Genomic DNA, 22042 nt, shown 5'->3' with positions numbered 1-22042 from the left:
CGACCGTGGCACGGCGGCTGGCCGAACTCCGGGCGGGCCGGGCCCTGTTCTTCGACGTGGAGATCGACGGCACGCTGTTCGGCGCCACCACACAGGCGCTGCTGTGGATGTCGGTGACCCCGGCGCACCTCGACGAGGTGGCCCGGGAGCTCGCCCGCCACGACGAGCTCGCCTTCGTCGCCGCGACCACCGGGCCGAGCAGCCTGGTCGCCCAGGCCCTCTGCCCCGACCCGGCGGCGCTGCACCACTACCTCACCCACCGGCTCGGCGCGTTCGAGGCGATCCGCACGCTGGAGAGCGCCCCGGTGCTGCGCACGGTGAAGGCCGCGGGCCCGCTCGTGCCCGCGGCCTCGCGGCCGGGACACCTCAACCGGCCTCCTGCGCCTCCTTCGTAGGGATCTTGAGCTGGTTGAAGCCGTAGTACACCGCGAGCACCCCGTGCGCGGCGAGCGTCAGCGGCGCCGAGACGAAGGCGAGCAGGACGGTCGCCGGATAGGCGAGCGAGCCGAGCGCGAAGCGGGCGCGGGTGGCCCGGGCGGCCGCGGAGTCGACGCGGTCGTCGAAGAGATGGCCCGTCCGGGTCACATGCCACCACAGCGCCTGGAAGTTGAGGGCCATGACGACCATGAGCCCGCTGTAGACGGCGGCGGCCACGTGTGACGCGTTGTCCTCCCTGAGGTATTCGGCCATCAGCCCTGCCGGCCAGGGGATCGCCGCGACGGTCATGAGCAGCAGCAGATTGAGGAACATCAGTGTGCGGTCGACCCGCACCACGTAGCTGAAGAGCGTGTGGTGGTTGACCCACATGATGCCGATGACCAGGAAGCTCACCACATAGGCGGCGTACGAGGGCCACTGGTGGCCCAGATCGCTCCAGAGGTGGTCGCCCGCGTGCGGGGGCACCTTGATTTCCAGGATCAGGAGGGTGATCGCGATGGCGAAAACGCCGTCGCTGAACGCCTCGACCCGGCTCGATTCATTCACCGGGTGAACTGAACCCGACGCGGCCGGATTCTTCAACTTCCTTGTGACACAAGGCTGTACGCCTCCGCCCGGCTAGTGGTAGGAAAGTTTCCTAACAAAACAGTGAACGACGAACTCCCCCAGGAGGTCTGGTGCTCACCCCCCACCACAGCGCCCTCGCACGTCGTCTCAGGATCACCGCGTCCGCCGTGCTCGGAGCCGCCGTGATCGCCGTACCCGCGGCCACGGCCACCGCCGCGACCAGCCACAATGCCCCCATGGCAGCAGCGGCGACCGGGCTCGACGACCCGGCCAAGAAGGAAATAGCGATGGAGCTCGTCTCCAGCGCGGAGAACTCCTCACTGAACTGGAAGGCCCAGTACAAGTACATCGAGGACATCGACGACGGCCGGGGCTACACCGCCGGCATCATCGGATTCTGTTCCGGCACCGGCGACATGCTCGACCTCGTCGAGCTCTACTCCGCCCGCGAGCCCGGGAACGTGCTCCAGAAGTACCTGCCCGCGCTGCGCAAGGTGAACGGGAGCGACTCGCACGCCGGGCTCGACCCCAACTTCACCAAGGACTGGAAGACGGCCTCCTCGGAGACCGCCTTCAAGAACGCCCAGAACGACGAGCGGGACCGGGTCTACTTCAACCCCGCCGTCAAGCAGGGCAAGGCCGACGGAGTGGGCACGCTCGGGCAGTTCATGTACTACGACGCCATCGTCATGCACGGCGACGGCACCGACCCCACCAGCTTCAGCAGCATCCGCAAGAAGGCACTCGCCAAGGCGAAGCCGCCGTCCCAGGGCGGCGACGAGACGAAGTACCTGGGCGCCTTCCTCGACGCCCGCGTCTGGGCGATGAAGCAGGAGGAGGCGCACAGCGACACCAGCCGCGTCGACACCGAGCAGCGGGTGTTCCTGAAGAAGGGCAACCTCAACCTGAACACGCCGCTTGACTGGAAGGTCTACGGCGACCCGTACCACATCGGCTGATCCGGCCGGACGCCAGAGCGGCGCGTACGGCACGGGTAGGTGTCGTACGCGCCGCTCACGCGCGGGCCAGGGCCTGTCCGGTGGGCTCAGTGCGCGGCCACCACGGGTTCCGGAAGCACCGCGGAGTGCGAACTCGCCTTCCTGCCAAGGTGGTTGAAGGCCAGGTTGAGCACGATCGCGACCACACAGCCGGTGGATATGCCGGAGTCGAGCACCACCCGGACGTTCTCCGGGAAGGCGTGGTAGAAGGTGGGCGCGGCGATCGGGATCAGCCCGATACCGAGGGCGGCCGCGACGATCAGGGCGTTCTCGCCCTGCTCCAGGGCCGCCGTGGCCAGCGTCTGGATGCCGCTCGCCGCGACCGAGCCGAAGAGCACGATGCCCGCGCCGCCGAGCACCGGCAGCGGCACCAGCGCGATCACGGAGGCGGCCACCGGGCACAGGCCCAGCAGGATGAGGATGCCGCCGCCGGTGGCGACCACGAAGCGGCTGCGCACCTTGGTCATCGCGACCAGGCCGATGTTCTGCGCGAAGGCACTGGCCATGAAGCCGTTGAAGAGCGGGCTGAGCGCGCTGCCGAGGGTGTCGGCCCGCAGCCCGCCCTCGATGGTCCGCTTGTCGGCCGGCCGCCCGACGATCTTGCCGAGCGCCAGCATGTCGGCGGTCGACTCGGTCATGCAGACCAGCATCACGATGCACATCGAGACGATGGCGGCGGCCTCGAAGTGCGGGGCGCCGAAGTGGAACGGCGTCGGGAAGCCGACCGCGTCCGCGCCGCGGATCGCGTCCAGACCGGTCATGCCGAACGGCACGGCGACCAGGGTGCCGACGACCAGGCCGAGCAGGATGGCGATCTGCTGGAGGAACCCGCGGAGCAGCCTGCGCAGCGCGAGCACGATCACCAGGGTGAGCGCGGCCATGCCGATGTTCTTCATCGAACCGTAGTCGTGGGCGGCCGAGTTGCCGCCCTGCGCCCAGCGGAAGGCGACCGGCAGCAGCGAGACGCCTATCAGCGTGATCACGGTGCCGGTGACCACGGGCGGGAAGAAGCGGAGCAGCCTGCTGAAGTACGGGGCGAGCACGAAGCCGAGCACACTGGCGACGATCACCGCCCCGAAGATGACCGCCATGCCCTCGTGGCCGCGGTCCTTGCCGATGGCGATCATCGGGGTGACACCGGCGAACGAGACGCCGTTGACGAACGGGAGGCGGGCGCCGACCTTCCAGAACCCGAGGGTCTGGAGCAGGGTGGCGAGCCCGGCGGTGAAGAGGCTCGCGCCGATCAGGAACGCGGTCTCCTGGGGGGGGAGCCCTACGGCGGGCCCGACGACCATGGGCGGGGCCACCACGCCCGCGTACATCGCGGCCACGTGCTGGAGGCCGCTGGTGAACATCCTCAGTGGGGGCAGGGTCTCGTCGACCGGGTGCTTCTGACTGGCGGGGTCGGGGGTGACTGCATCGTTGCGAAACCTGGGCTGCGGAGCCACGGGCGGTTCCTCCGGTCGGTGACGCGTCGGCGGTGACGCGGGTGTCAGGGAGGTGGTGCAGTGTGACGCGTGCGTGATGCGGCGGTGTTACGTATCCCGTACGGCAGGGTCTCGTACGGGATACGGGTGCGGCGGAACGGCGGTGCCCCGTGCGGGGATGGGCACGGGTCACCGTCCCGGAGAGTGCGCACGTCCATGTGGTGCGCACCCCCCGGGCGCGGCTGCCGCGGACCCCGCTCGGGTCCACGGCTACCGGCCGAGGGCCGTCCCCCTCGGCCGGACTCCTGGGCGGGAATCCCGGGCCGGGATCAGTCCTGCGCGGCGATCCGCGCGAGGCGCTGCGCCTCGTCCCGCGTGGCGCGGGCGATGGCGTCCTCGTCGACGTTGAGGAGGCGGTTGTCCTCGACGATCTGCCTGCCGTTGACGAACGACGCCGTCACCGGGGCGGCGGCGCCGAAGACCAGGGCGGTCACCGGGTCGGCGATGGAGGCGTGGGCCAGGGTGTCGAGCTTCCAGAGCACGAAGTCGGCGAGCTTGCCCGCTTCGAGGGAGCCGATCTCGGCCGCGCGGCCGAGCACCTGGGCGCCGCCGTACGTACCGAGCCGCAGCGCCTGGCGGGCGTTGAGGGCGGCCTCGCGGTGCGCGCCGAGGCGGTTGATCAGGAGCGCGTTGCGCAGTTCGGTGTGGAGCTCGCCGGACTCGTTGGAGGCGGTGCCGTCGACACCGAGACCGACCGGGACACCCGCCTTCAGCATGTCGGGGACGCGGGCGATGCCCGCCGCGAGGCGCGCGTTGGAGGACGGGCAGTGCGCCACGCCGGTGCCGGTGCGGGCGAACGCGGCGATGTCCGAGTCGTTCATGTGGACGCAGTGCGCCATCCACACGTCCTGGCCGAGCCAGCCGGTGGACTCGAAGTAGTCGGTGGGGCCCATACCGAACAGCTCCTTGCAGAACTGCTCCTCCTCCACGGTCTCCGAGCCGTGGGTGTGCAGCCGTACGCCCTTGCGGCGGGCCAGCTCCGCGCCCTGCTTCATGAGTTCGGTGGAGACCGAGAACGGCGAGCAGGGGGCGACGGCGACCTGGGTCATCGCGCCGAACGAGGCGTCGTGGAACCGGTCGACGGTCTCCTCGGTCCCGGCGAGCGCGCCCTCCAGGGTCTCGACGGCGAAGTCCGGCGGCAGACCGCCGTCCTTCTTGCTGCGGTCCATGGAGCCGCGGGCCAGCGTGAAGCGGACGCCCATCTCGGAGGCGGCGCCGATGATCGCGCCGGACAGGTCGCCCGCGTTCCGCGGGTAGACGTAATGGTGGTCCATCGCGGTGGTGACACCGCCGCGGGCCATCATGGCGAGCGAGCCCTGCGCGGCGACACGGCCCATCTGCTCGTCGATGCGTGCCCAGGTGGGGTAGAGCGCCACGAGCCAGTTGAAGAGGTTGTGGTCGGTGGCCAGGCCGCGCGTGATCCACTGGTAGAAGTGGTGGTGCGTGTTGACCAGACCGGGGGTCACCAGGTGGCCGGTGCCGTCGATACGGCGGACCACGCTCGTAAGGCCCTCCGGGGCCCTGCCCGCGCCGATCGACTCGATCGTGTTGCCGGCGACGACGAGGTAGCCCGAGGCGTACTCGGTGTCGTCGGCGTCTACGGTCGCGATCGCGCAGTTCTCGATGACGATGCGCTGGGCTGCCGATGGTGCCATCGTGCTTCCTCTTCTTTCACTGAAAAAACGAGTGGGCACGGCAGGACCCTGGAGGATTTGAGTGCCGTGGGCCGGGCGCCCCACGGGTGCCGAGAGAGGGAAGGCGCCCCGGGCGGCGGGGTCCGGGGGCGCTCCGCGTCAGAGGTTGGTCATGTCGACCGGGATCCGCGGCTCGACGCCGTCCCGCAGGACGGTGGCCTCGATCAGACCGTAGGGCCGGTCGGCCGCGAAGTAGACCTCGTTGTCGTTCTTGAGCCCGAACGGTTCGAGGTCGACCAGGAAGTGGTGGTTGTTCGGCAGCGAGAAGCGGATCTCGTCGATCTCGCTGCGGCTGTTGATCACCCGCGAACCCATCTGGTACAGGGTCTGCTGGAGCGAGAGGGAGTACGTCTCGGCGAAGGCCTGCAGGATGTGCTTCTTGGCCTGCTCGTACGACTTCTCCCAGTTGGGCATCCGGTCCTCGTCGCTGGTCCAGTGGTAACGCCAGGCGGCGGAGACGTCGGTGCACAGGATGCGGTCGTACGCCTCCTTCAGCGTCGTGTACCTGTCCTTGACGTAGCCCCAGAACTCCGAGTGGGTGGAGTTCATGACCGTGAGGTCCTTGAGGCCGGAGACGACCTCCCAGCTCTCACCGTCGAAGGTGATCTGGGTGGTGCGCAGCTCCTGGCCCTTGCGGGCGAAGGAGTGGCGTACCTCGTCCGAGCCGATGAACTTGGAGTTGGCGTCGGAGGTGGCGATCCGCTCCCAGGCGTACTCCTCGATACGGATGCGCGCCCGGTGGATCGGCTCCTGCGACGTCACGAAGTGACGGGCGAGGTGGATGCCGAACTGCTCGGCGGACTCGATGCCGTGCTCCTTGGCGAAGGCGAACACCGTGTTCTTGGTGGTGTCCGTCGGCAGGACGTTCGCGTTCGAGCCGGAGTAGTGGACGTCGTCCATGTCGCCGGAGAGGGCGACCGAGACGTTCAGGTCCTTGATGTGGTGGGTGTCGCCGTCCCGCGTGATCTTGACGACGCGGTTCTCTGCTTTGCCGTACTGGTTCTGGCCGAGAATCGTGGGCATGTCTGCTAGCTCCCTCGGTAAACGGAGTAGCCGAACGGGTTGAGCAGCAGCGGTACGTGGAAGTGCTCGCCCGGTACGACGGCGAACGTGATCGCCACCTCCGGGAAGAACGCACCGCTGTCCCTTACGCGGGGGGCGTCCTGCTGCGCCTCGGCTTGCTTCTTGTCGTCCTTGTCGAAGTACTGCCCGACCTCGAAGTCGAGCCGTACGTGGGTCGTGCCCTCCGGCAGCGCCGGCAGGTCCTTGCAGCGCCCGTCCGCGTCGGTCGCGGAGCCGCCGAGCGCCACCCACCCGGCGTCGCGGCCCGAGCGGGCGGCGAGCGAGATGGCGACGCCCCCGGCGGGGCGCCCGATGCTGGTGTCCAGGATGTGCGTGGACACCGAAGCGGAGTTCGCAGAACTCACAGCGCTCATCAGTCCCTGTCCTCTTCTTCCGCTGTTTCCACGAGACGGGTCAGCCGGATTCGGTTGATCTTCCCGAGTTCGGCGCGCACGATCTCGCGCTCCGCCTCGGCGGTGTTGCCGATCCTGGCCTTCATCGCGTCGCGCATCTGCTCACCGGTGGCCCCGGTGGCGCAGATCAGGAAGACATGGCCGAACCTGTCCTGGTAGGCCAGGTTGAGTTCGAGCATCTCGGCCTTGAGCTCCTCCGTGGCGCCGGCCATCCCCCGCTGCTCGCGGGCGGAGGCCGGATCGCCCGGCTTCGGCCGCCCGATCGGCGCGTGCCCGGCCATCGCCTCTTCGAGGTCCGCCGCGGTCAGCTCGGCCATGGCGGCGTCGCCTGCGGTGAAGAGCTCGTCGGCGGTGGCGTACGGGCGCCGGGCGAGCAGCTTGCTCCCCCATACCGAGCTGGCGCACACCTCGTGGAGCGCGGCGAGCGCCGTGGTGTCGTCGGAGGTGTTGAACCGGGCGAGGCCCGGCGTCGAGGTCGAAGTCACGAACGGCCTCCGTGGCCTTGGTGCTGTACGGGCTGCGGACAGCTAACGCCCTCGGAAACATCCCGTCAACACTTTGTTGAAAACTTGGAGCAACAAAAAGCCGCCGCCCGGGAATCCGGACGGCGGCTGCGCGAGCACGGCTCGCGGGCGGGCGTTCTCACTCGCCTTTCGCGGCGTTTTCCCTGTTCAGGTAGTTGTACACGGTGAACCGGCTCACCCCGAGGGCGGACGCGACGGTCTCCACCCCATGGCGTACGGAGAAGGCTCCGCGCGCCTCCAGGGTCCGTACGACCGACTGCTTGGCCTTGCGGTCGAGCTCGGCCAGCGGCCTGCCGTGGCGGCGCTCCATGGCGGCCAGGATGTGGTCGAGGGAGTCCGACAGCTGCGGCAGCCGGACGGCGATGACGTCCTCGCCCTCCCAGCTGAGCACCACGTCGTCGGGCTGGGCCTGCTCGGGCCCGAGTATCTCCGCCCCCATGGCGTCCACCAGCGGCTTGACCGCCGTGACCAGCGGGTGGTCGGCAGGCTCGGTCACTTCTCGCCCTCCCCCACCACGTTGACCTGGAGCGACACCCGGGTGGCACCGGCCGCCAGGGACTTGCGCAGCAGCGCGTCGACGGCGGTGAGCACCTGGTCGGCGCCGCCCTCGGCGGTGTTGCCGAAGGGGCCCACGTCCACGGCGTCGAGCGCCGCCGTCTGCAGGACCTCGCGGGCGGCCACGGCATGCGGGGGCGCCTCGTCCAGGTCGAAGGGCTCGGTCGTGAACTCCACTCTCAATCGCACGCGCACAACCTACTGCGCGGATTCGGAAATCCTGGCAGGCCAATCGGAGGGGGCCCCTTGACAAGCCCGCCGCCCGCCCTGCAACCTTCCATCAAGCAGAAACTAACTTCCGCAATACGGAAGGAGCGCCGACCCTCATGGCCCCTTTTCTTGAGCATGGACGCGGCTCGGACCAGCGCTTCGATGTGAACCTCTCGATCCTCTTCACCGAACTCCCGCTCCTGGAGCGCCCTGCGGCGGCCGCCGCGGCGGGCTTCACGGCGGTCGAGCTGTGGTGGCCCTGGATCGAGACCCCCACCCCGGCGCAGGCCGAGCTCGACGCCCTGAAGAAGGCGCTCGACGAGGCCGGAACCCAGCTGGTGGGCCTGAACTTCTACGCGGGCGCCCTGCCGGGCCCCGACCGCGGAGCCCTCTCCGTACCCGGCGAGGAGTCGGACCGCTTCCGCGCCAACATCGAGGTCGCGGCGGACTTCGCCGCCTCGGTGGGCTGCGAGGCGCTCAACGCGCTGTACGGCAACCGGGTGGAGGGGGCCGACCCGCAGGTGCAGGACGCGCTCGCGCTGGAGAACCTGGTGCGGGCCGCCCGCGCCGCCGACCGCATCGGTGCGATCCTCCTGATCGAGGCCCTCAACAAGCCGGAGTCGCCGCTCTACCCGCTGGTGAGCGCCCCTTCCGCGATCGAGGTCGTCGACAAGGTCAACGCGGCGACCGGACTCGGCAACGCCAAGTTCCTCCTCGACATCTACCACCTGTCGATGAACGGCGAGGACGTCTCCCAGGTCATCGAGGCCTACGCGGACAAGACCGGCCATGTGCAGATCGCCGACAACCCGGGCCGCGGCGCGCCGGGCACCGGCTCGCTGCCCCTTGAGGCGCTCCTCGACCAGCTCGCGAAGGCCGGTTACGACGGCTGGGTGGGCCTGGAGTACAAGGCCGCCGACGCCGCGGCCTCCTTCGAGTGGCTCCCGGCCGAGGCCCGCGCGGCCCGCTGAGGCCGTGGGCTCCCGGTTTCCGGCGGCCCCCTGAACTTCTTGACGTACCACAGCAGTCAGAGAGGCACCCCCATGAGCAACCCTGCTGGTTCTTCCCAGCCCGCCCGCCCGGCGATCGCATGGATCGGCCTCGGCATCATGGGCTCCCCCATGGCCGAGAACCTGATCAAGGCGGGTTACTCCGTCACCGGCTTCACGCTGGAGCAGGACAAGCTGGACCGCCTGGCCGCCGCCGGTGGCACCGCGGCCGCCTCGATCGCCGACGCGGTCAAGGACGCGGACGTGATCATCACCATGGTCCCGGCGTCCCCGCAGGTCGAGGCGATCGCCTACGGTGAGGCCGGCATCCTGGCCAACGCCAGGCAGGGCGCCCTCCTGATCGACATGTCCTCGATCACCCCGCAGACCTCGGTCGACCTGGCCAAGAACGCCAAGGAGAAGGGCATCCGCGTCCTGGACGCCCCGGTCTCCGGCGGCGAGGCAGGCGCCATCGAGGCCGTGCTCTCCATCATGGTCGGCGGCGAGAAGGCCGACTTCGACGAGGCCAAGGGCATCTTCGACGCGCTGGGCAAGACCATCGTGCTCTGCGGCCCGCACGGCTCCGGCCAGACGGTGAAGGCCGCCAACCAGCTGATCGTGGCGGTCAACATCCAGGCGTGCGCCGAGGCCGTGGTCTTCCTGGAGAAGTCCGGGGTGGACCTCGCCGCGGCGCTCGACGTCCTCAACGGCGGTCTGGCCGGCTCGACCGTACTGACCCGCAAGAAGGACAACTTCCTCAACCGGAACTTCGCGCCGGGCTTCCGCATCGACCTGCACCACAAGGACATGGGCATCGTCACCGACGCCGCCCGCAACGTCGGTGCGGCGCTCCCGGTCGGCGCGGTCGTCGCCCAGCTGGTGGCCTCGCTGCGCGCCCAGGGTGACGGCGGTCTCGACCACTCGGCGCTGCTGCGCGCGGTCGAGCGCCTCTCGGGCGCCCAGGTCTGAGCGTCCCAGGTCTGAGCGCCCAGGCCTGAGCCTTCGGGCCCCTCTCGACTTCCGGGCGGCGGTGGCGCCGACACCTGTCCTGTCGCGCCCAGGCGTCACCGCCGCCCGGAACACCCACACCCCAATTTCAACAAACTGTTGACGTTCGCTTCGGGGCGTACTTACGCTCCAGACACCGCAGACCGCTCAGCAGTGCAGCTCCGTACGGAAGGTCACGATGTCGAAGCGCGTGCTTAGGACCGAGTCCGGCGCCCCCGTCGCCGACAACCAGAACTCCGCCACCGCCGGCGTCGGTGGCCCCATCCTCCTCCAGGACCAGCACCTGCTGGAGAAGCTCGCGCGCTTCAACCGTGAGCGGATCCCGGAGCGCGTGGTCCACGCCCGCGGCTCCGGCGCGTACGGCTACTTCGAGGTGACCGACGACGTCACCGGCTTCACCAGGGCCGACTTCCTCTCGCAGGTCGGCAAGCGCACCGAGACGTTCATCCGCTTCTCCACCGTGGCGGACTCGCTCGGCGGCGCGGACGCGGTCCGCGACCCGCGGGGGTTCGCGCTGAAGTTCTACACGGAGGAGGGCAACTACGACCTCGTAGGCAACAACACGCCCGTCTTCTTCATCAAGGACCCCATCAAGTTCCCCGACTTCATCCACTCCCAGAAGCGCGACCCGTTCACGGGCAGGCAGGAGCCGGACAACGTCTGGGACTTCTGGGCGCACGCCCCCGAGGCGACGCACCAGATCACCTGGCTGATGGGCGACCGCGGCATCCCCGCGTCGTACCGCCACATGAACGGCTACGGCTCGCACACCTACCAGTGGACGAACGGGGCGGGCGAGGCCTTCTTCGTGAAGTACCACTTCAAGACGAACCAGGGCGTCCGCTCCCTGTCGTCGGAGCAGGCCGCCGAGCTGGTCGGCAAGGACGCGAACAGCCACCAGACCGACCTCCTCCAGGCGATCGAGCGGGGCGTGAACCCGTCCTGGACCCTGTACGTCCAGGTCATGCCGGCCGCCGAGGCCGCCGACTACCGCTTCAACCCCTTCGACCTGACGAAGGTGTGGCCGCACAGCGACTACCCGCTGCAGCGGGTGGGCCGCCTGGTTCTGGACCGCAACCCGGACAACGTGTTCGCCGAGGTCGAGCAGGCGGCCTTCTCCCCGAACAACTTCGTTCCCGGCATCGGCCCCTCCCCCGACAAGATGCTCCAGGGCCGCCTCTTCGCGTACGCGGACGCGCACCGCTACCGCCTGGGCGTCAACCACACCCAGCTCGCCGTGAACGCCCCCAAGGCGACGGAGGCCGACAACTACGGCCGCGACGGCCTGATGGCGACCCGCAACGGCCGCCGCTCGGACAAGAACTACGAGCCCAACTCCTACGCGGGCCCGTCCCAGACGGACGCGGCGCTCTCCGCCCCGCTGGCGATCGCGGGCTGGACCGGCACCCACGCGGCCGCGTCCCACGTCAAGGACGACGACTTCTTCCAGGCGGGCGAGCTGTACCGCCTGATGTCGGACGACGAGAAGTCCCGTCTGATCGCCAACATCGCCGGCGGCCTCTCCCAGGTCTCCCGCGACGACGTGATCGAGAAGAACCTCGCCCACTTCCACGCGGCGGACGCCGAGTACGGCAAGCGCGTGGAGGAATCGGTCCGCGCCCTGCGCGAGGACTGAGGGCCTCCTCCTCCCAGACCGCGTACGGGATTTGACGGGAGGTCAGCTCTCGTACGCTGTCCGAACCGCCGACCCGGATGAGGGGTGGCCGGTGGCTTCGGACGACTCGGTGATCGCGGCGGCGAGACGATGCCAGTGCGGTGGTCAAGGTCTGCCCCGGCCCCTTCTTGACCTGAAAGAAGGCACGCCGGGCCACACCGATCGCCCCGCCGCCGCGATCCCGCACCACGGGCTCGGGGGCCCGTAACCATCCCGGCACGGGCTGTGGAGAGCCCGCGCCCCCTCCCCCACTCGGCCCCGCCCGGCGGTGCGAACGACCACTTCTCCCGGCCGCGCTCGCACTGCTCCACAGGCTTCGCCCGGCCGCGCCGGCTCCGTCCGCCGGCCCCCTCCCCCACCAAGCCCCGCCCGGCGGTGCGAACGCCCTGTCGCGCCGGCCTCGTTCCGTCGGGCGGTCACCACTTCAGAGCCGGGCGCCGGGTTCGGTTTACGGTCCCGAATCGAGCGCTCGATGATCAAGGCCCTGCCTGTGCTTTCAGGTGGGCCTTGATCTTTGTCGGAGACGTGGGAACACCCTGGGAGCCGGGGCAAGCGCAACGGCCCTGCCCACCCCCGGTTGCGCGCAACGATCCACCTCCGCACCGGATTCGCAATCTGCGGCAATCGCCGCACGGTTCCCGGCCATCCGACGCATCCTGGTTGCCCGACCAGCGCAGACGGAGGCCGGCATGACGCTCAAGTTCCTCGGCACGACCAGTGACGATGGCGACTGTCCCACCCTGTACGAAGTCGTCGAGACAGGCGACATCGTGGTCCAGGGCGACCGCCTCACCGACCCAGACCACCTTCGCCAGCTGCGGGATGTGAAGCGCTCGGAAACCTTCGTCGTCATCCCGCGCGCGCTCCTGACCCGCTTCGCCCCGAGGGAGTGACATGCCGGACCTGATCCCCTTCACCACAGCGGCTCACCTCTTCACCGACTTCGAGCACACGGCGTGGCGCCTGGAGACCCGCCGCGGCTATGCCTCCGACCGCAACGGGCCCAACTGGCCACGCTGGCTGCGCGGAGAGGATGTCAGCCACGACCCGCCGGACGGGTGGCGGCGGAACATCGCGGCGCAGACGGCAGCCGGGAAGAGGTTCGAGCGCGTCCGGGTCGTCGACGACCCGCCCACCGAAGGGCAGCGGTTCCTTCTTGCCAGGGCACCGGGCAACACCTCGGCCGGAGAGGACATCCGCAACCTCTACCGGACGGACGCCGACCGCCTCGGCCTGCCCGCCTTCGACTTCTGGTTGTTCGACAGCCGCCTCGTCATGCGGTTCGTGTTCGACGAGTCCGACACCACGCTTGGGGTCGTCCTCAGTGAGGATCCCGCCGACGTCGTCGCAGCCTGCCAGGCTCGTGACGCCGCCTGGCATTACGCAGTCCGCACCGCGGACTTCGCCACGACGGTACGTTCCCCTGTGTGAGCACCGATTTCCAATCCGCACGAGTAGGCCTCGGTGCGCGGCTGCGTGAGTTGCGCACCGAGGCCGGGTTCGACGGCAAGGGCATCGCCGCGGCGCTCGGGTGGCAGCGCTCGAAGGTGTCACGGCTGGAGAACGGGAAGCAGACCCCGTCGAGGAATGATCTCAAGGAGTGGGCGCAGGCGGTCGGCCGACCGGACGTGTCCGGCGAGCTGACGGGGCGCCTCGCCGGGTTGGAGACGCAATACCGCTCTTGGCGCCGCCAGCTCATCGGTGGACACCGGGCCCGCCAGGAGCTCGGGATCGCCGAGAGCGCCGCGACGCGGACAATCCGTGGCCTTGAGGTCACGCGGATTCCCGGCCTTTTCCAGACAGCCGAGTACGCCCGCCACACCTTCCAGGCGAACGCCGAGTTCCGGCAGACCCCGCGGGACGTCGAGGACGCGGTCCGTGCCCGGATCCGCCGCCAGGACGTCCTCTACGAACCCGGCCGCAGGTTCCGCTTCCTGGTCTGGGAGGGGGCTCTGTACATCGTCACGTGCCCTCACGCGGTGATGGCCGCGCAACTCGACCGGCTGGCCGGGCTGATCGGCCTCGACACGATCGAGCTCGGCATCATCCCGTTCGGAGCACGGTTGCGCCGCTCCCCCTCACACGGCTTCTGGATCTATGATCAGAGGCTGGTCATCGTCGAGACGATCAACACGGAGATGTGGCTCGACGATCAGGGCAGCATCGCCCTGTACGCGCGGGCATGGGACTGGGTATCGGAAGCGGCGGTCTACGGTCCGCGGGCACGCCGCCTCATCGGCCGCGCGAAGGCGTCGATGGAGCTTTCGTAGCAACCGGTCGCAACCCCTTGACCAGCAGACGCAATCACGCGCAATCAGCCCTCAGAAGCGCGGCCGGCACGCCTAACTTCCTGGCCATGGCCCCACACGCACACCATCAGCAACAGCAACAGCCGGACAACGACCCGGCCCAGTACCGGACCTGCGAGGTCTGCCACGAGTCAGGCGCCGACATCGCCACCCGCATGTTCGTCGCCGACTACGGCGGCGACCACACCGACTACGCGCACGCCGACTGCGCCGAGGCGGCCGGGGCCGGGGTGATCTCGCCGTGATCGACCGGGCAGGAAGTGCCATCACGGACTGGCTCGCCTCCGCGCACGGCGTGCCGGCTCAGGCCCGGCGGGAGTTCGATGTGGGTATCGCGCTCGTGCCGACCGGCACCAAGTTCGACGCGATTCGCCTGCCCGCCGACCTCGTCCACGCCGCAGCCGGCAGCAAGGATCCGGACGCCGTCGCCGTGTTCCTCGCCGAGGTCCTGGAGGACGGGGCGGTCATCCACGACGCGTACGGGGTCGGCGTCTGGTACTACGCACTGGTTCCGCTGGGCACGCACGCCGCCTGGCTGGTGCCCGGCGTCGAGTGTCTGGAGCCGGGGACGTGGCTGGGGGTGCCGCGCGTCGACCTGACCGCCCGGCCCGGCCCGTACTGGGCACTGCCGCCGAGCACCGTGGGCAGCGTGTGCTCTGCGCGGGGCGTCGCCGACCTGGCGGCGCTCGGGCAGGCCAGGCTTCGCCAGACGCCACCGGCGGAGCGGACGCCGTGAGCCCCCGCTCGGTGATCCGTTACGCCGAATGGGTGCTCGGCAGGGACACGACTCCGGGCGCGTCCGGCCCGGTCTACCTGATGGAGTGCACGACGTGCCTCGACGCCTCCCCGCCCGCCGACACCAGCGACGGGCCGGAGGACTGGGCGATCAAGCACACCGCCCGGTATCACGACCACGGCGGCTTCCGGGCCCTGGTGACCTCGTTCGCCCGGGTCACCCCGGCCCCGGGCAACCCCTTGTACAAGTTGTACCAGGAGTCGGCGTCCCGGGGTGCAGCCGACTCCTTGCAGTAGTCGACCATTTCCGTCCCGCCACGCCAGGCATGATCAAGGCCCCGTCCGCTCAACACGGAACAGGGCCTTGGTGGGGACGTGCGGCTCTGGGTCAGAGGCGGTGCATGCGGGTGTAGGGGCTCAGGATGCGGGCGCGGCGGGATCCGAAGTCGACGAGCATCGCGACTCCGTCCTCCACGCCGACGATCCTGCCCAGGCCGAACTGGTCGTGGGAGACCCGGTCGCCCAAGGCGAAGGTCTTGGCCTGCGGGTCGACCGGAGCTTTGAAGGGACTGGTGGGCAGGTGGCGCCTCGGCGCGGACGGCTGCGTCATGGTCTTTCCAGTATGCGCCGTCCTCGCCCATTGCACCGCCTCTCCTCGTCTCGGATTCGACACGATTGCCCGGGGAGCCCGTCGGAACGCTGCCGGAACGCCCTCCGAAGGCCGTCAGAAACGCCCTCGGATGAACTCGTACGAGTGACTCGAACGAGTGACTCGAACGAGTGAACGGCAACGGCTCCGGCGCCACCCCCACGGGAAGCACCGGAGCCGTCGGTCCAGCGGGCTCGCTCAGCGGCGTCGTACGGCCCTGGGGCGAGTCCAGGGGCGAGTCGTACGGGTATCACCTACGACGGGGCCTACGACAGGTTCCTACGACGTCTGCAGCGGGCGGATCGCCGTCGGCGCGTGCCCCGGCTCCGTCGCCAGCTCCTCGAACTCGTTGATCGCGTCGATCTTGACGCCCATCGAGATGTTGGTGATCCGCTCCAGGATCGCCTCGACGACGACCGGGACGCGGTACTCGGCGGCCAGCTTCTTGGCCTCCTCGAAGGCCGGCAGCAGCTGGTCCGGCTCGGTCACGCGGATCGCCCTGCAGCCGAGGCCCTCGACGACCTTGACGTGGTCGACGCCGTAGACGCCCAGCTCAGGGGAGTTGATGTTCTCGAACTCCAGGTTGACCTGGAAGTTGATGTCCAGGCCGCGCTGGGCCTGGCGGATCAGGCCCAGGTAGGAGTTGTTCACGAGGACGTGGACATACGGGATGTTGTGCTGCGCGCCGACGGCCAGCTCCTCCAGCATGAACTGGAAGTCGTAGTCGCCGGAGAGCGCGACGACCGGGGTCTGCGGGTCCGCCGTGGCGGCGCCGAGCGCGGCCGGGATGGTCCAGCCGAGCGGGCCCGCCTGGCCGCAGTTGATCCAGTGGCGCGGCTTGTAGACGTGCAGCATCTGCGCGCCCGCGATCTGGGAGAGGCCGATGGTGGTGACGTACCGCGTCTCCGGGCCGAAGGCGCGGTTCATCTCCTGGTAGACGCGCTGCGGTTTCAGCGGGACGTTGTCGAAGTGCGTACGCCGCTGGAGCTGTGCCTTGCGCTCCTGGGTCGAGGCCGCCCATGCGCTGCGGTCGGGCAGCTTGCCCGCGGCCTTCAGCTCCTTCGCCACCTCGACGAAGAGCGTGAGCGCGGCCTTGGCGTCGGAGGCGATGCCGTAGTCCGGCGCGAAGATCCTGCCGATCTGGGTCGGCTCGATGTCGACGTGGACGAACGTGCGGCCCTTCGTGTAGACGTCCAGTTCGCCGGTGTGGCGGTTGGCCCAGCGGTTGCCGATGCCGAGGACGAAGTCCGACTCCAGGAAGTTCGCGTTGCCGTAGCGGTGCGAGGTCTGCAGGCCGACCATTCCGGCGTTCAGCTCGTGGTCGTCGGCGAGGATGCCCCAGCCCATCAGGGTCGGGATGACCGGAACACCCGTCAACTCGGCGAATTCCACGAGCAGTTCGGACGCGTCGGCGTTGATGATGCCGCCGCCCGCGACGATCAGCGGGCGTTCGGACTCCAGGAGGAAGCCGAGCGCCTTCTCGACCTGGGCGCGGGTCGCGGACGGCTTGTAGACCGGCAGCGGCTCGTACGTGTCCGGGTCGAAGTCGATCTCGGCGAGCTGGACGTCGATCGGCAGGTCGATGAGGACGGGGCCGGGGCGGCCGGAGCGCATCAGGTGGAACGCCTGCTGGAAGACGCCCGGGACCTGCGCGGCCTCCAGGACCGTGGTCGCCGCCTTCGTCACCGGCTTGGCGATCGAGGCGATGTCGACCGCCTGGAAGTCCTCCTTGTGGAGCTTGGCGACCGGCGCCTGGCCCGTGATGCAGAGGATCGGGATCGAGTCGGCGATGGCGGAGTACAGGCCGGTGATCATGTCGGTGCCGGCGGGGCCGGACGTACCGATGCAGACGCCGATGTTCCCCGCGTTGGCCCGGGTGTACCCCTCGGCCATGTGGGACGCGCCCTCGACGTGGCGGGCCAGCGTGTGCTTGACGCCGCCACCGGCCTTGAGGGCCGCGTAGAAGGGGTTGATCGCCGCGCCCGGCACGCCGAACGCGTTGGTGACGCCTTCGCGCTTGAGGATCTCAACTGCCGCTCGGGCAGCGGTCATACGAGGCATGGAGTGCTCCTGCTTCGGCCTGGCGGATTGGGCTCTGTCGCGCCACCTGAGAGCCGTGATTCCGTAATGCGGAAGTTTAGTTCTGCTATATGGAAGAAACTTAGGGGGGCGTACGCAGGCGCGTCAAGGGATCCCCGAAGACGCCTCCCGGGCGAGCGCGGGTGGGGGACGATGGACCGCACGGGCGGCGAGCACGGGGTGGACGACATGGGCATCGACGGGACCGGCGGAGCCGGCGGCAATGGCGGAACGCAGGGACCCGGCGGGCCGGAGTGGCGCGGCGGGGTGCCCGGTGGCGGGCTCGGCGGGGCCTGGCACCCGGGCGGGGCCGACAGTCCCGGCGGGGCCGGATACCCGGGCGGCCCCGGGCACCACAGCGGAGCCGGGCACCACAGTGACGCCGACAACCCTCGACGCTCAGGCGGGGCCGGATACCCGGGCGGCCCCGGGCACCACAGCGGAGCCGCTTACCCCATGTCCGGGCTCGGGCGAGAGACTCTCGTCGTGCGGTGCCCGATGTGCCGGCGTGAGCACCGGTACGCCGCGACCACCTACCCCTGCCCCTGCGGCGCCCCGCTCGCGCCGCCGCTTCAGCGCGGGGGCGCGCCCGAGCCGATCACCCATCGCACCTGGACCGAGGACTGGGTCGTCGTGCGCTGCGACGCGTGCGGGCGGCAGGACCAGTGGCCGCAGCCGGAGCTGGGGTGCTCGTGCGGCACGGTGCTGCGGATTCCGGTCCGGCCGGTCCCGGCGCCGCCCGCCCGGCCGCCGGTCCACATCCCGGTTCCGCCGACCGCCGCGCCCCCGCGCCCGGCGTTCCGGCCGGTGACGATCCGTACCGCCCGGGACGCGGTGACCGCCGCGGCGCTCTATCTGAAGTGGCTCGGCTTCCGCGAGGTCCTGCAGTCCGAGGCGCGCCCCGCCCCCGGGATCGATCTGCGCGGCCCCGGCCTGGTCGCCCAGGTCGACCCGACGACGCGCCCGGCGTCGCTGCGCGCGGTGGAGTGCCTGTGGCTGAACGCGCTCAGCAGCTCGGCCGCCGGCGTCTACTTCTCACTCGCCGGGTACACCAAGGACGCCCGGGCCCGCGCCGACGAACTGTCCATCCCGCTGTTCGTGATGGACCTGACGGGGGCGCCCCAGCCGGTCAACGACGCGGCGGACGAGCTGGTCGCGACGGGCCCGTGAGCCACAGGCCATAAGCCGGGCCCCTGAGCCGGGGCCCCTGAGCGGGGGGCTCACCGCGCCCCCCGCGCCCAGGCCCCGCCCCCTACTCCCCGTACCCCTCCCTCAGCTCCACCTTCCGCACCTTCCCACTCACCGTCATCGGGAACTCCGTCAGGATCCGCAGCCGTCGCGGCACCTTGTAGTGCGCCAGGCGGTCGCGGCAGAACGCGGCGATGTCCTCCGGCGTGGGCGGGTCCTCGGGGTCGCGCGGGATCACGCAGGCCAGGATCTCCTCGCCGTACTTCTCGTCGGGGACGCCCACCACCTGGACGTCCGCGATCTTCGGGTGGGCGTAGAGGAACTCCTCGATCTCGCGCGGATAGACGTTCTCGCCACCCCGGATGATCATGTCCTTGATCCGGCCGACGATCTGGACGTAACCGTCCTCGCGCAGCACGGCCAGATCGCCCGTGTGCATCCAGCGCCCCGCGTCGATCACCTCGGCGGTCCGCTCCGGCTCGTCCCAGTAGCCGAGCATCACGCTGTAGCCGCGGGTGCACAGCTCGCCCGCCTCGCCGCGCGGCAGCGTGACGCCCGTGGCCGGGTCCACCACCTTCACCTCGATGTGCGGCAGCACCCGCCCCACCGTGCCGGTCCTGCGCTCCAGGCCGTCCTCGACGCGCGTCTGCGTGGAGACCGGGGACGTCTCCGTCATGCCATAGCAGATGGACACCTCGGCCATGTTCATCTCGGCGACGACCCGCTTCATCACCTCGACCGGACACGGCGATCCCGCCATGATCCCGGTACGCAGCGAGGACAGGTCGTACGAGCCGAAGTCCGGCAGGTTCAGCTCGGCGATGAACATCGTGGGCACCCCGTACAGCGAGGTGCACCGCTCCCGCTCCACCGCCCGCAGGGTCGCCGCCGCGTCGAAGGACGGCGCCGGGATCACCACGCAGGCCCCGTGCGAGGTGGCCGCGAGGTTGCCCATGACCATGCCGAAGCAGTGGTAGAACGGCACCGGCACACAGATCCGGTCCCGCTCGGTGTAGGAGATCGACTCCCCCACGAAATAGCCGTTGTTGAGGACGTTGTGGTGGGAGAGCGTCGCCCCCTTGGGGAAGCCGGTGGTCCCCGAGGTGTACTGGATGTTGATCGGGTCGTCGCACGACAACTCGGCCTTCGCCAAAGCCAGTTGATCGGATGTCACAGAAGTGCCCGCTGCCAGGAGCGCCTCCCAGGACGCGTCCCCGATGTAGTGCACCGCCCGCAGCTCCGGGCACTGCGGACGCGCCTGCTCCACCAGCGCCCGGTAGTCGCTCGCCCGGTGCGTCCGCGAGGCGACCAGCAGCGAGATCCCGGCCTGCTTCAGTACGTACGCGAGCTCGTGCGCCCGGTACGCCGGGTTGATGTTCACCATGACCGCGCCGATCCGGGCCGTGGCGTACTGCACGAGCACCCACTCCGGGCAGTTCACCGCCCAGATGCCGACCCGGTCGCCCTTGCGGACCCCGCTGCCGAGCAGCGCGCGGGCCAGGTCGTCGACGTCCGCAGCGAACCGCGTGTACGTCCAGCGCCGCCCGGACTCCACGTCCACCAGCGCCTCGCGGTCCGGCCAGGCGGCGACCGCCCGGTCCAGGTTGGCCCCGATGGTGTCGCCGAGCAGCGGCGTGCCGCCGGTGCCATGGGCGTACGACAGGTCCGTCACCGCAGGTCCCCCTCGTCGTACTCGGCCTTCGAACCCGCCGCCGTCGCCTCGCGCAGCTCGATGCGGCGGATCTTCCCGGAGACCGTCTTGGGCAGTTCGCCGAACTCGATCCGGCGGATGCGCTTGTACGGGGCGAGGACCGCGCGCGAGTGCTCGAACAGCACCTTCGCGGTGTCCGGGCCGGGCTCCCAGCCCGCCGCGAGCACGATGTACGCCTTGGGCACGGCGAGCCGCAGCGGGTCGGGCGCGGGAACGACGGCCGCCTCGGCCACCGCCTCGTGCTCCAGGAGCGCGCTCTCCAGCTCGAACGGCGAGATCTTGTAGTCGGAGGCCTTGAAGACGTCGTCGGCCCGGCCCACATAGGTGATGTAGCCGTCCTCGTCGCGGGACCCGATGTCGCCGGTGCGGTAGTAGCCGCCCGCCATCGACTCGGCCGTACGCTCCGGGTCGCCGTGGTAGCCGGTCATCAGGCCGACCGGCCGGGCCGAGAGGTCGAGGGCGATCTCGCCCTCCGCCGCGCCCGGCTCGCCCGTCACCGGGTCCAGGAGCTCCACCTTGTAGCCGGGGCTCGGCCGTCCCATCGATCCCGTCTTGAGCAACTGGCCGGGGGTGTTGGCTACTTGGACGGCGGTCTCGGTCTGCCCGAAGCCGTCCCGGATGACCCGGCCCCACTCCCGCCGTACCGTCTCGATGACCTCGGGGTTGAGCGGCTCGCCGGCCGCGACGACCTCGCGGGGCGGGTTCCGCAGCGCGCTCAGGTCCGCCTGGATCAGCATCCGCCACACCGTGGGCGGCGCGCAGAAGCTGGTGACGCCCGCCGCGTCCATCGCGGACATGAGCCGGGCGGCGTCGAAGCGTGTGTAGTTGTAGATGAAGACGGTGGCCTCGGCGTTCCACGGGGCGAAGAGGTTCGACCAGGCGTGCTTGGCCCAGCCGGGCGAGGAGATGTTCAGATGCACGTCGCCGGGCCTGAGCCCGATCCAGTACATCGTCGCCAAGTGCCCCACGGGATACGACACATGGGTGTGCTCGACGAGCTTGGGGCGGGCCGTGGTGCCGGAGGTGAAGTAGAGCATCAGCGGGTCGTCGGCCCGGGTGACACCGTCCGGCTCGAACCGCGCGTCCGCCCCGAACGCCCCGTCGAAGTCCAGCCACCCGGGGACGGGTTCGGCGCCCTGCGGATTGACGGCGATCCGGGTGTACTCCCCCGGCACGTCCGCGAACTTGGCCGCGTCCTCGGCCCGCACGATCACGTGCCGGGCGCGCCCGCGCTCGATCCGGTCCCGCAGGTCGGCCGGGCCGAGCAGCGGGGTCGCGGGGATGACGACCGCCCGCAGCTTCATCGCTGCCAGCGCGGTCATCCACAGTTCCCGCTGGTTGCCGAGCATCACGAGGACGCGATCCCCGGCCCGTACCCCTTGGGCGCGCAGCCAGTTGGCGACCTGGTCCGAGCGCAGGGACATCTCGGCGTACGAGAGGGTGATCTCGCGGCCGTCCTCCTCGACGATGTGCAGCGCGGTGGCGTTGTTGCCCTCGGCGATGACGTCGAACCAGTCGAGCGCCCAGTTGAACCGCTCGGGGCGGGGCCAGGTGAACCCCTGGCAGGCCGTCGCGTAGTCCTCGCGGTGCTCCAGCAGGAAGTCCCGTCCGGCCCGGAACTCCTGTGTGGCGTCACGTGCGTCCATGTGCCCTCCTCGTTGCCTGGCCACTCTCTACCACCCTGCGGTGCGTGACCAGGCCTCTTTACCCCCGCAGGGGGGTGCGGGGGAAGTCCGTGCGGCGGATTCCCC

General features: G+C 70.0%; 24 protein-coding genes. 12 read left to right on the top strand and 12 right to left on the bottom strand.

From position 1 onward, the window contains the following. The first annotated feature begins 5 nt into the window (after positions 1–5). Positions 6–395 carry an Lrp/AsnC family transcriptional regulator gene (locus ACFWA7_RS10860; RefSeq protein ID WP_385540941.1) on the top strand — a complete coding sequence of 130 codons (390 nt, stop codon included), beginning with the start codon at positions 6–8 and terminating at the stop codon, positions 393–395. Here ACFWA7_RS10860 and ACFWA7_RS10855 read toward each other — a convergent pair. Then, positions 367–984, bottom strand: a complete 618-nt coding sequence (locus ACFWA7_RS10855) for a TMEM175 family protein (RefSeq protein ID WP_385540943.1) — start codon at positions 982–984, stop codon at positions 367–369. The genes ACFWA7_RS10860 and ACFWA7_RS10855 overlap by 29 nt on opposite strands. A 131-nt stretch (positions 985–1115) precedes the next feature. Here ACFWA7_RS10855 and ACFWA7_RS10850 point away from each other — a divergent pair, with 131 nt between their 5' ends. Continuing rightward, positions 1116–1964: a chitosanase gene (locus ACFWA7_RS10850; RefSeq protein ID WP_385540945.1), complete on the top strand. Its 849-nt coding sequence runs from the start codon at positions 1116–1118 to the stop codon at positions 1962–1964. Between the two features lie 86 nt (positions 1965–2050). Here the strand turns inward: ACFWA7_RS10850 and ACFWA7_RS10845 are convergent, their stop codons facing one another. The 7 genes from ACFWA7_RS10845 to ACFWA7_RS10815 form a co-directional block, all read right to left on the bottom strand. Then, a complete protein-coding gene (locus ACFWA7_RS10845; protein WP_385822354.1) occupies positions 2051–3451 on the bottom strand; it encodes a nucleobase:cation symporter-2 family protein in 1401 nt (466 codons plus the stop codon). 308 nt (positions 3452–3759) lie between these two features. Continuing rightward, positions 3760–5145: an 8-oxoguanine deaminase gene (locus ACFWA7_RS10840; RefSeq protein WP_385822351.1), complete on the bottom strand. Its 1386-nt coding sequence runs from the start codon at positions 5143–5145 to the stop codon at positions 3760–3762. Between the two features lie 138 nt (positions 5146–5283). Then, complete coding sequence (gene pucL / locus ACFWA7_RS10835) at positions 5284–6207, bottom strand: factor-independent urate hydroxylase (RefSeq protein WP_385822349.1); 924 nt, start codon at positions 6205–6207, stop codon at positions 5284–5286. A 5-nt stretch (positions 6208–6212) separates the two neighbouring features. Next, a complete protein-coding gene (gene uraH / locus ACFWA7_RS10830) occupies positions 6213–6620 on the bottom strand; it encodes a hydroxyisourate hydrolase (protein ID WP_385822347.1) in 408 nt (135 codons plus the stop codon). Continuing rightward, positions 6620–7144 (bottom strand): 2-oxo-4-hydroxy-4-carboxy-5-ureidoimidazoline decarboxylase, encoded by a 525-nt coding sequence (gene uraD / locus ACFWA7_RS10825; protein ID WP_385540955.1) that lies wholly within the window; start codon positions 7142–7144, stop codon positions 6620–6622. Before uraD ends, uraH begins: the two co-directional genes overlap by 1 nt. Before the next feature lie 157 nt (positions 7145–7301). Continuing rightward, positions 7302–7679, bottom strand: a complete 378-nt coding sequence (locus ACFWA7_RS10820; protein WP_385822344.1) for a helix-turn-helix domain-containing protein — start codon at positions 7677–7679, stop codon at positions 7302–7304. Next, positions 7676–7927 carry a hypothetical protein gene (locus tag ACFWA7_RS10815; protein ID WP_101392679.1) on the bottom strand — a complete coding sequence of 84 codons (252 nt, stop codon included), beginning with the start codon at positions 7925–7927 and terminating at the stop codon, positions 7676–7678. The genes ACFWA7_RS10820 and ACFWA7_RS10815 overlap by 4 nt, the downstream gene beginning before the upstream one ends. 137 nt (positions 7928–8064) lie before the next feature. On the opposite strand from ACFWA7_RS10815, the gene ACFWA7_RS10810 reads away from it, so the two are divergent. From ACFWA7_RS10810 to ACFWA7_RS10770, 9 genes are all read left to right on the top strand, one after another. Next, positions 8065–8919, top strand: a complete 855-nt coding sequence (locus ACFWA7_RS10810) for a TIM barrel protein (protein ID WP_385540959.1) — start codon at positions 8065–8067, stop codon at positions 8917–8919. Positions 8920–8991: 72 nt separating this feature from the next. Continuing rightward, positions 8992–9906: a 2-hydroxy-3-oxopropionate reductase gene (locus ACFWA7_RS10805; RefSeq protein ID WP_385822341.1), complete on the top strand. Its 915-nt coding sequence runs from the start codon at positions 8992–8994 to the stop codon at positions 9904–9906. Positions 9907–10123: 217 nt separating this feature from the next. Next, positions 10124–11581 (top strand): catalase, encoded by a 1458-nt coding sequence (locus tag ACFWA7_RS10800; RefSeq protein ID WP_385822339.1) that lies wholly within the window; start codon positions 10124–10126, stop codon positions 11579–11581. Between the two features lie 728 nt (positions 11582–12309). Next, positions 12310–12513, top strand: coding sequence for a hypothetical protein (locus tag ACFWA7_RS10795; protein ID WP_385822337.1), 204 nt, complete (start codon positions 12310–12312; stop codon positions 12511–12513). Position 12514: 1 nt separating this feature from the next. After that, positions 12515–13051, top strand: a complete 537-nt coding sequence (locus ACFWA7_RS10790) for a DUF6879 family protein (protein ID WP_385822335.1) — start codon at positions 12515–12517, stop codon at positions 13049–13051. Further along, on the top strand, positions 13048–13890 hold the full coding sequence (locus ACFWA7_RS10785; RefSeq protein ID WP_385822333.1) for a helix-turn-helix domain-containing protein: 843 nt from the start codon (positions 13048–13050) through the stop codon (positions 13888–13890). The genes ACFWA7_RS10790 and ACFWA7_RS10785 overlap by 4 nt, the downstream gene beginning before the upstream one ends. Positions 13891–13976: 86 nt before the next feature. Then, complete coding sequence (locus ACFWA7_RS10780; protein WP_385822331.1) at positions 13977–14174, top strand: hypothetical protein; 198 nt, start codon at positions 13977–13979, stop codon at positions 14172–14174. Then, positions 14171–14665: a hypothetical protein gene (locus ACFWA7_RS10775; protein WP_385822329.1), complete on the top strand. Its 495-nt coding sequence runs from the start codon at positions 14171–14173 to the stop codon at positions 14663–14665. Before ACFWA7_RS10780 ends, ACFWA7_RS10775 begins: the two co-directional genes overlap by 4 nt. After that, positions 14662–14961 (top strand): hypothetical protein, encoded by a 300-nt coding sequence (locus ACFWA7_RS10770; protein ID WP_385822327.1) that lies wholly within the window; start codon positions 14662–14664, stop codon positions 14959–14961. The genes ACFWA7_RS10775 and ACFWA7_RS10770 overlap by 4 nt, the downstream gene beginning before the upstream one ends. A gap of 91 nt (positions 14962–15052) precedes the next feature. Here the strand turns inward: ACFWA7_RS10770 and ACFWA7_RS10765 are convergent, their stop codons facing one another. After that, positions 15053–15274, bottom strand: a complete 222-nt coding sequence (locus ACFWA7_RS10765) for a hypothetical protein (RefSeq protein WP_361380240.1) — start codon at positions 15272–15274, stop codon at positions 15053–15055. Positions 15275–15592: 318 nt separating this feature from the next. Next, the gene (gene gcl / locus ACFWA7_RS10760) at positions 15593–17374 is read right to left on the bottom strand and encodes a glyoxylate carboligase (RefSeq protein ID WP_385822323.1); all 1782 of its coding nucleotides are present in this window, start codon (positions 17372–17374) and stop codon (positions 15593–15595) included. A 474-nt stretch (positions 17375–17848) separates the two neighbouring features. Between gcl and ACFWA7_RS10755 the strand changes: the two genes are divergently transcribed. Beyond that, positions 17849–18562: a hypothetical protein gene (locus tag ACFWA7_RS10755; RefSeq protein WP_385822378.1), complete on the top strand. Its 714-nt coding sequence runs from the start codon at positions 17849–17851 to the stop codon at positions 18560–18562. A gap of 82 nt (positions 18563–18644) precedes the next feature. On the opposite strand, the gene ACFWA7_RS10750 is transcribed toward ACFWA7_RS10755, so the two are convergent. Both ACFWA7_RS10750 and ACFWA7_RS10745 read right to left on the bottom strand, forming a co-directional pair. After that, on the bottom strand, positions 18645–20252 hold the full coding sequence (locus ACFWA7_RS10750) for an AMP-binding protein (RefSeq protein ID WP_385822321.1): 1608 nt from the start codon (positions 20250–20252) through the stop codon (positions 18645–18647). Further along, positions 20249–21937: an AMP-binding protein gene (locus ACFWA7_RS10745; RefSeq protein WP_385540978.1), complete on the bottom strand. Its 1689-nt coding sequence runs from the start codon at positions 21935–21937 to the stop codon at positions 20249–20251. The genes ACFWA7_RS10750 and ACFWA7_RS10745 overlap by 4 nt, the downstream gene beginning before the upstream one ends. Positions 21938–22042 lie beyond the last annotated feature (105 nt).

This window comes from Streptomyces sp. NPDC059994 (genome assembly GCF_042737755.1).
Taxonomy (GTDB): domain Bacteria; phylum Actinomycetota; class Actinomycetes; order Streptomycetales; family Streptomycetaceae; genus Streptomyces.
The sequence above is the reverse complement of the archived record's forward strand: the minus strand, read 5'-3'. Positions and strand labels throughout refer to the sequence as shown.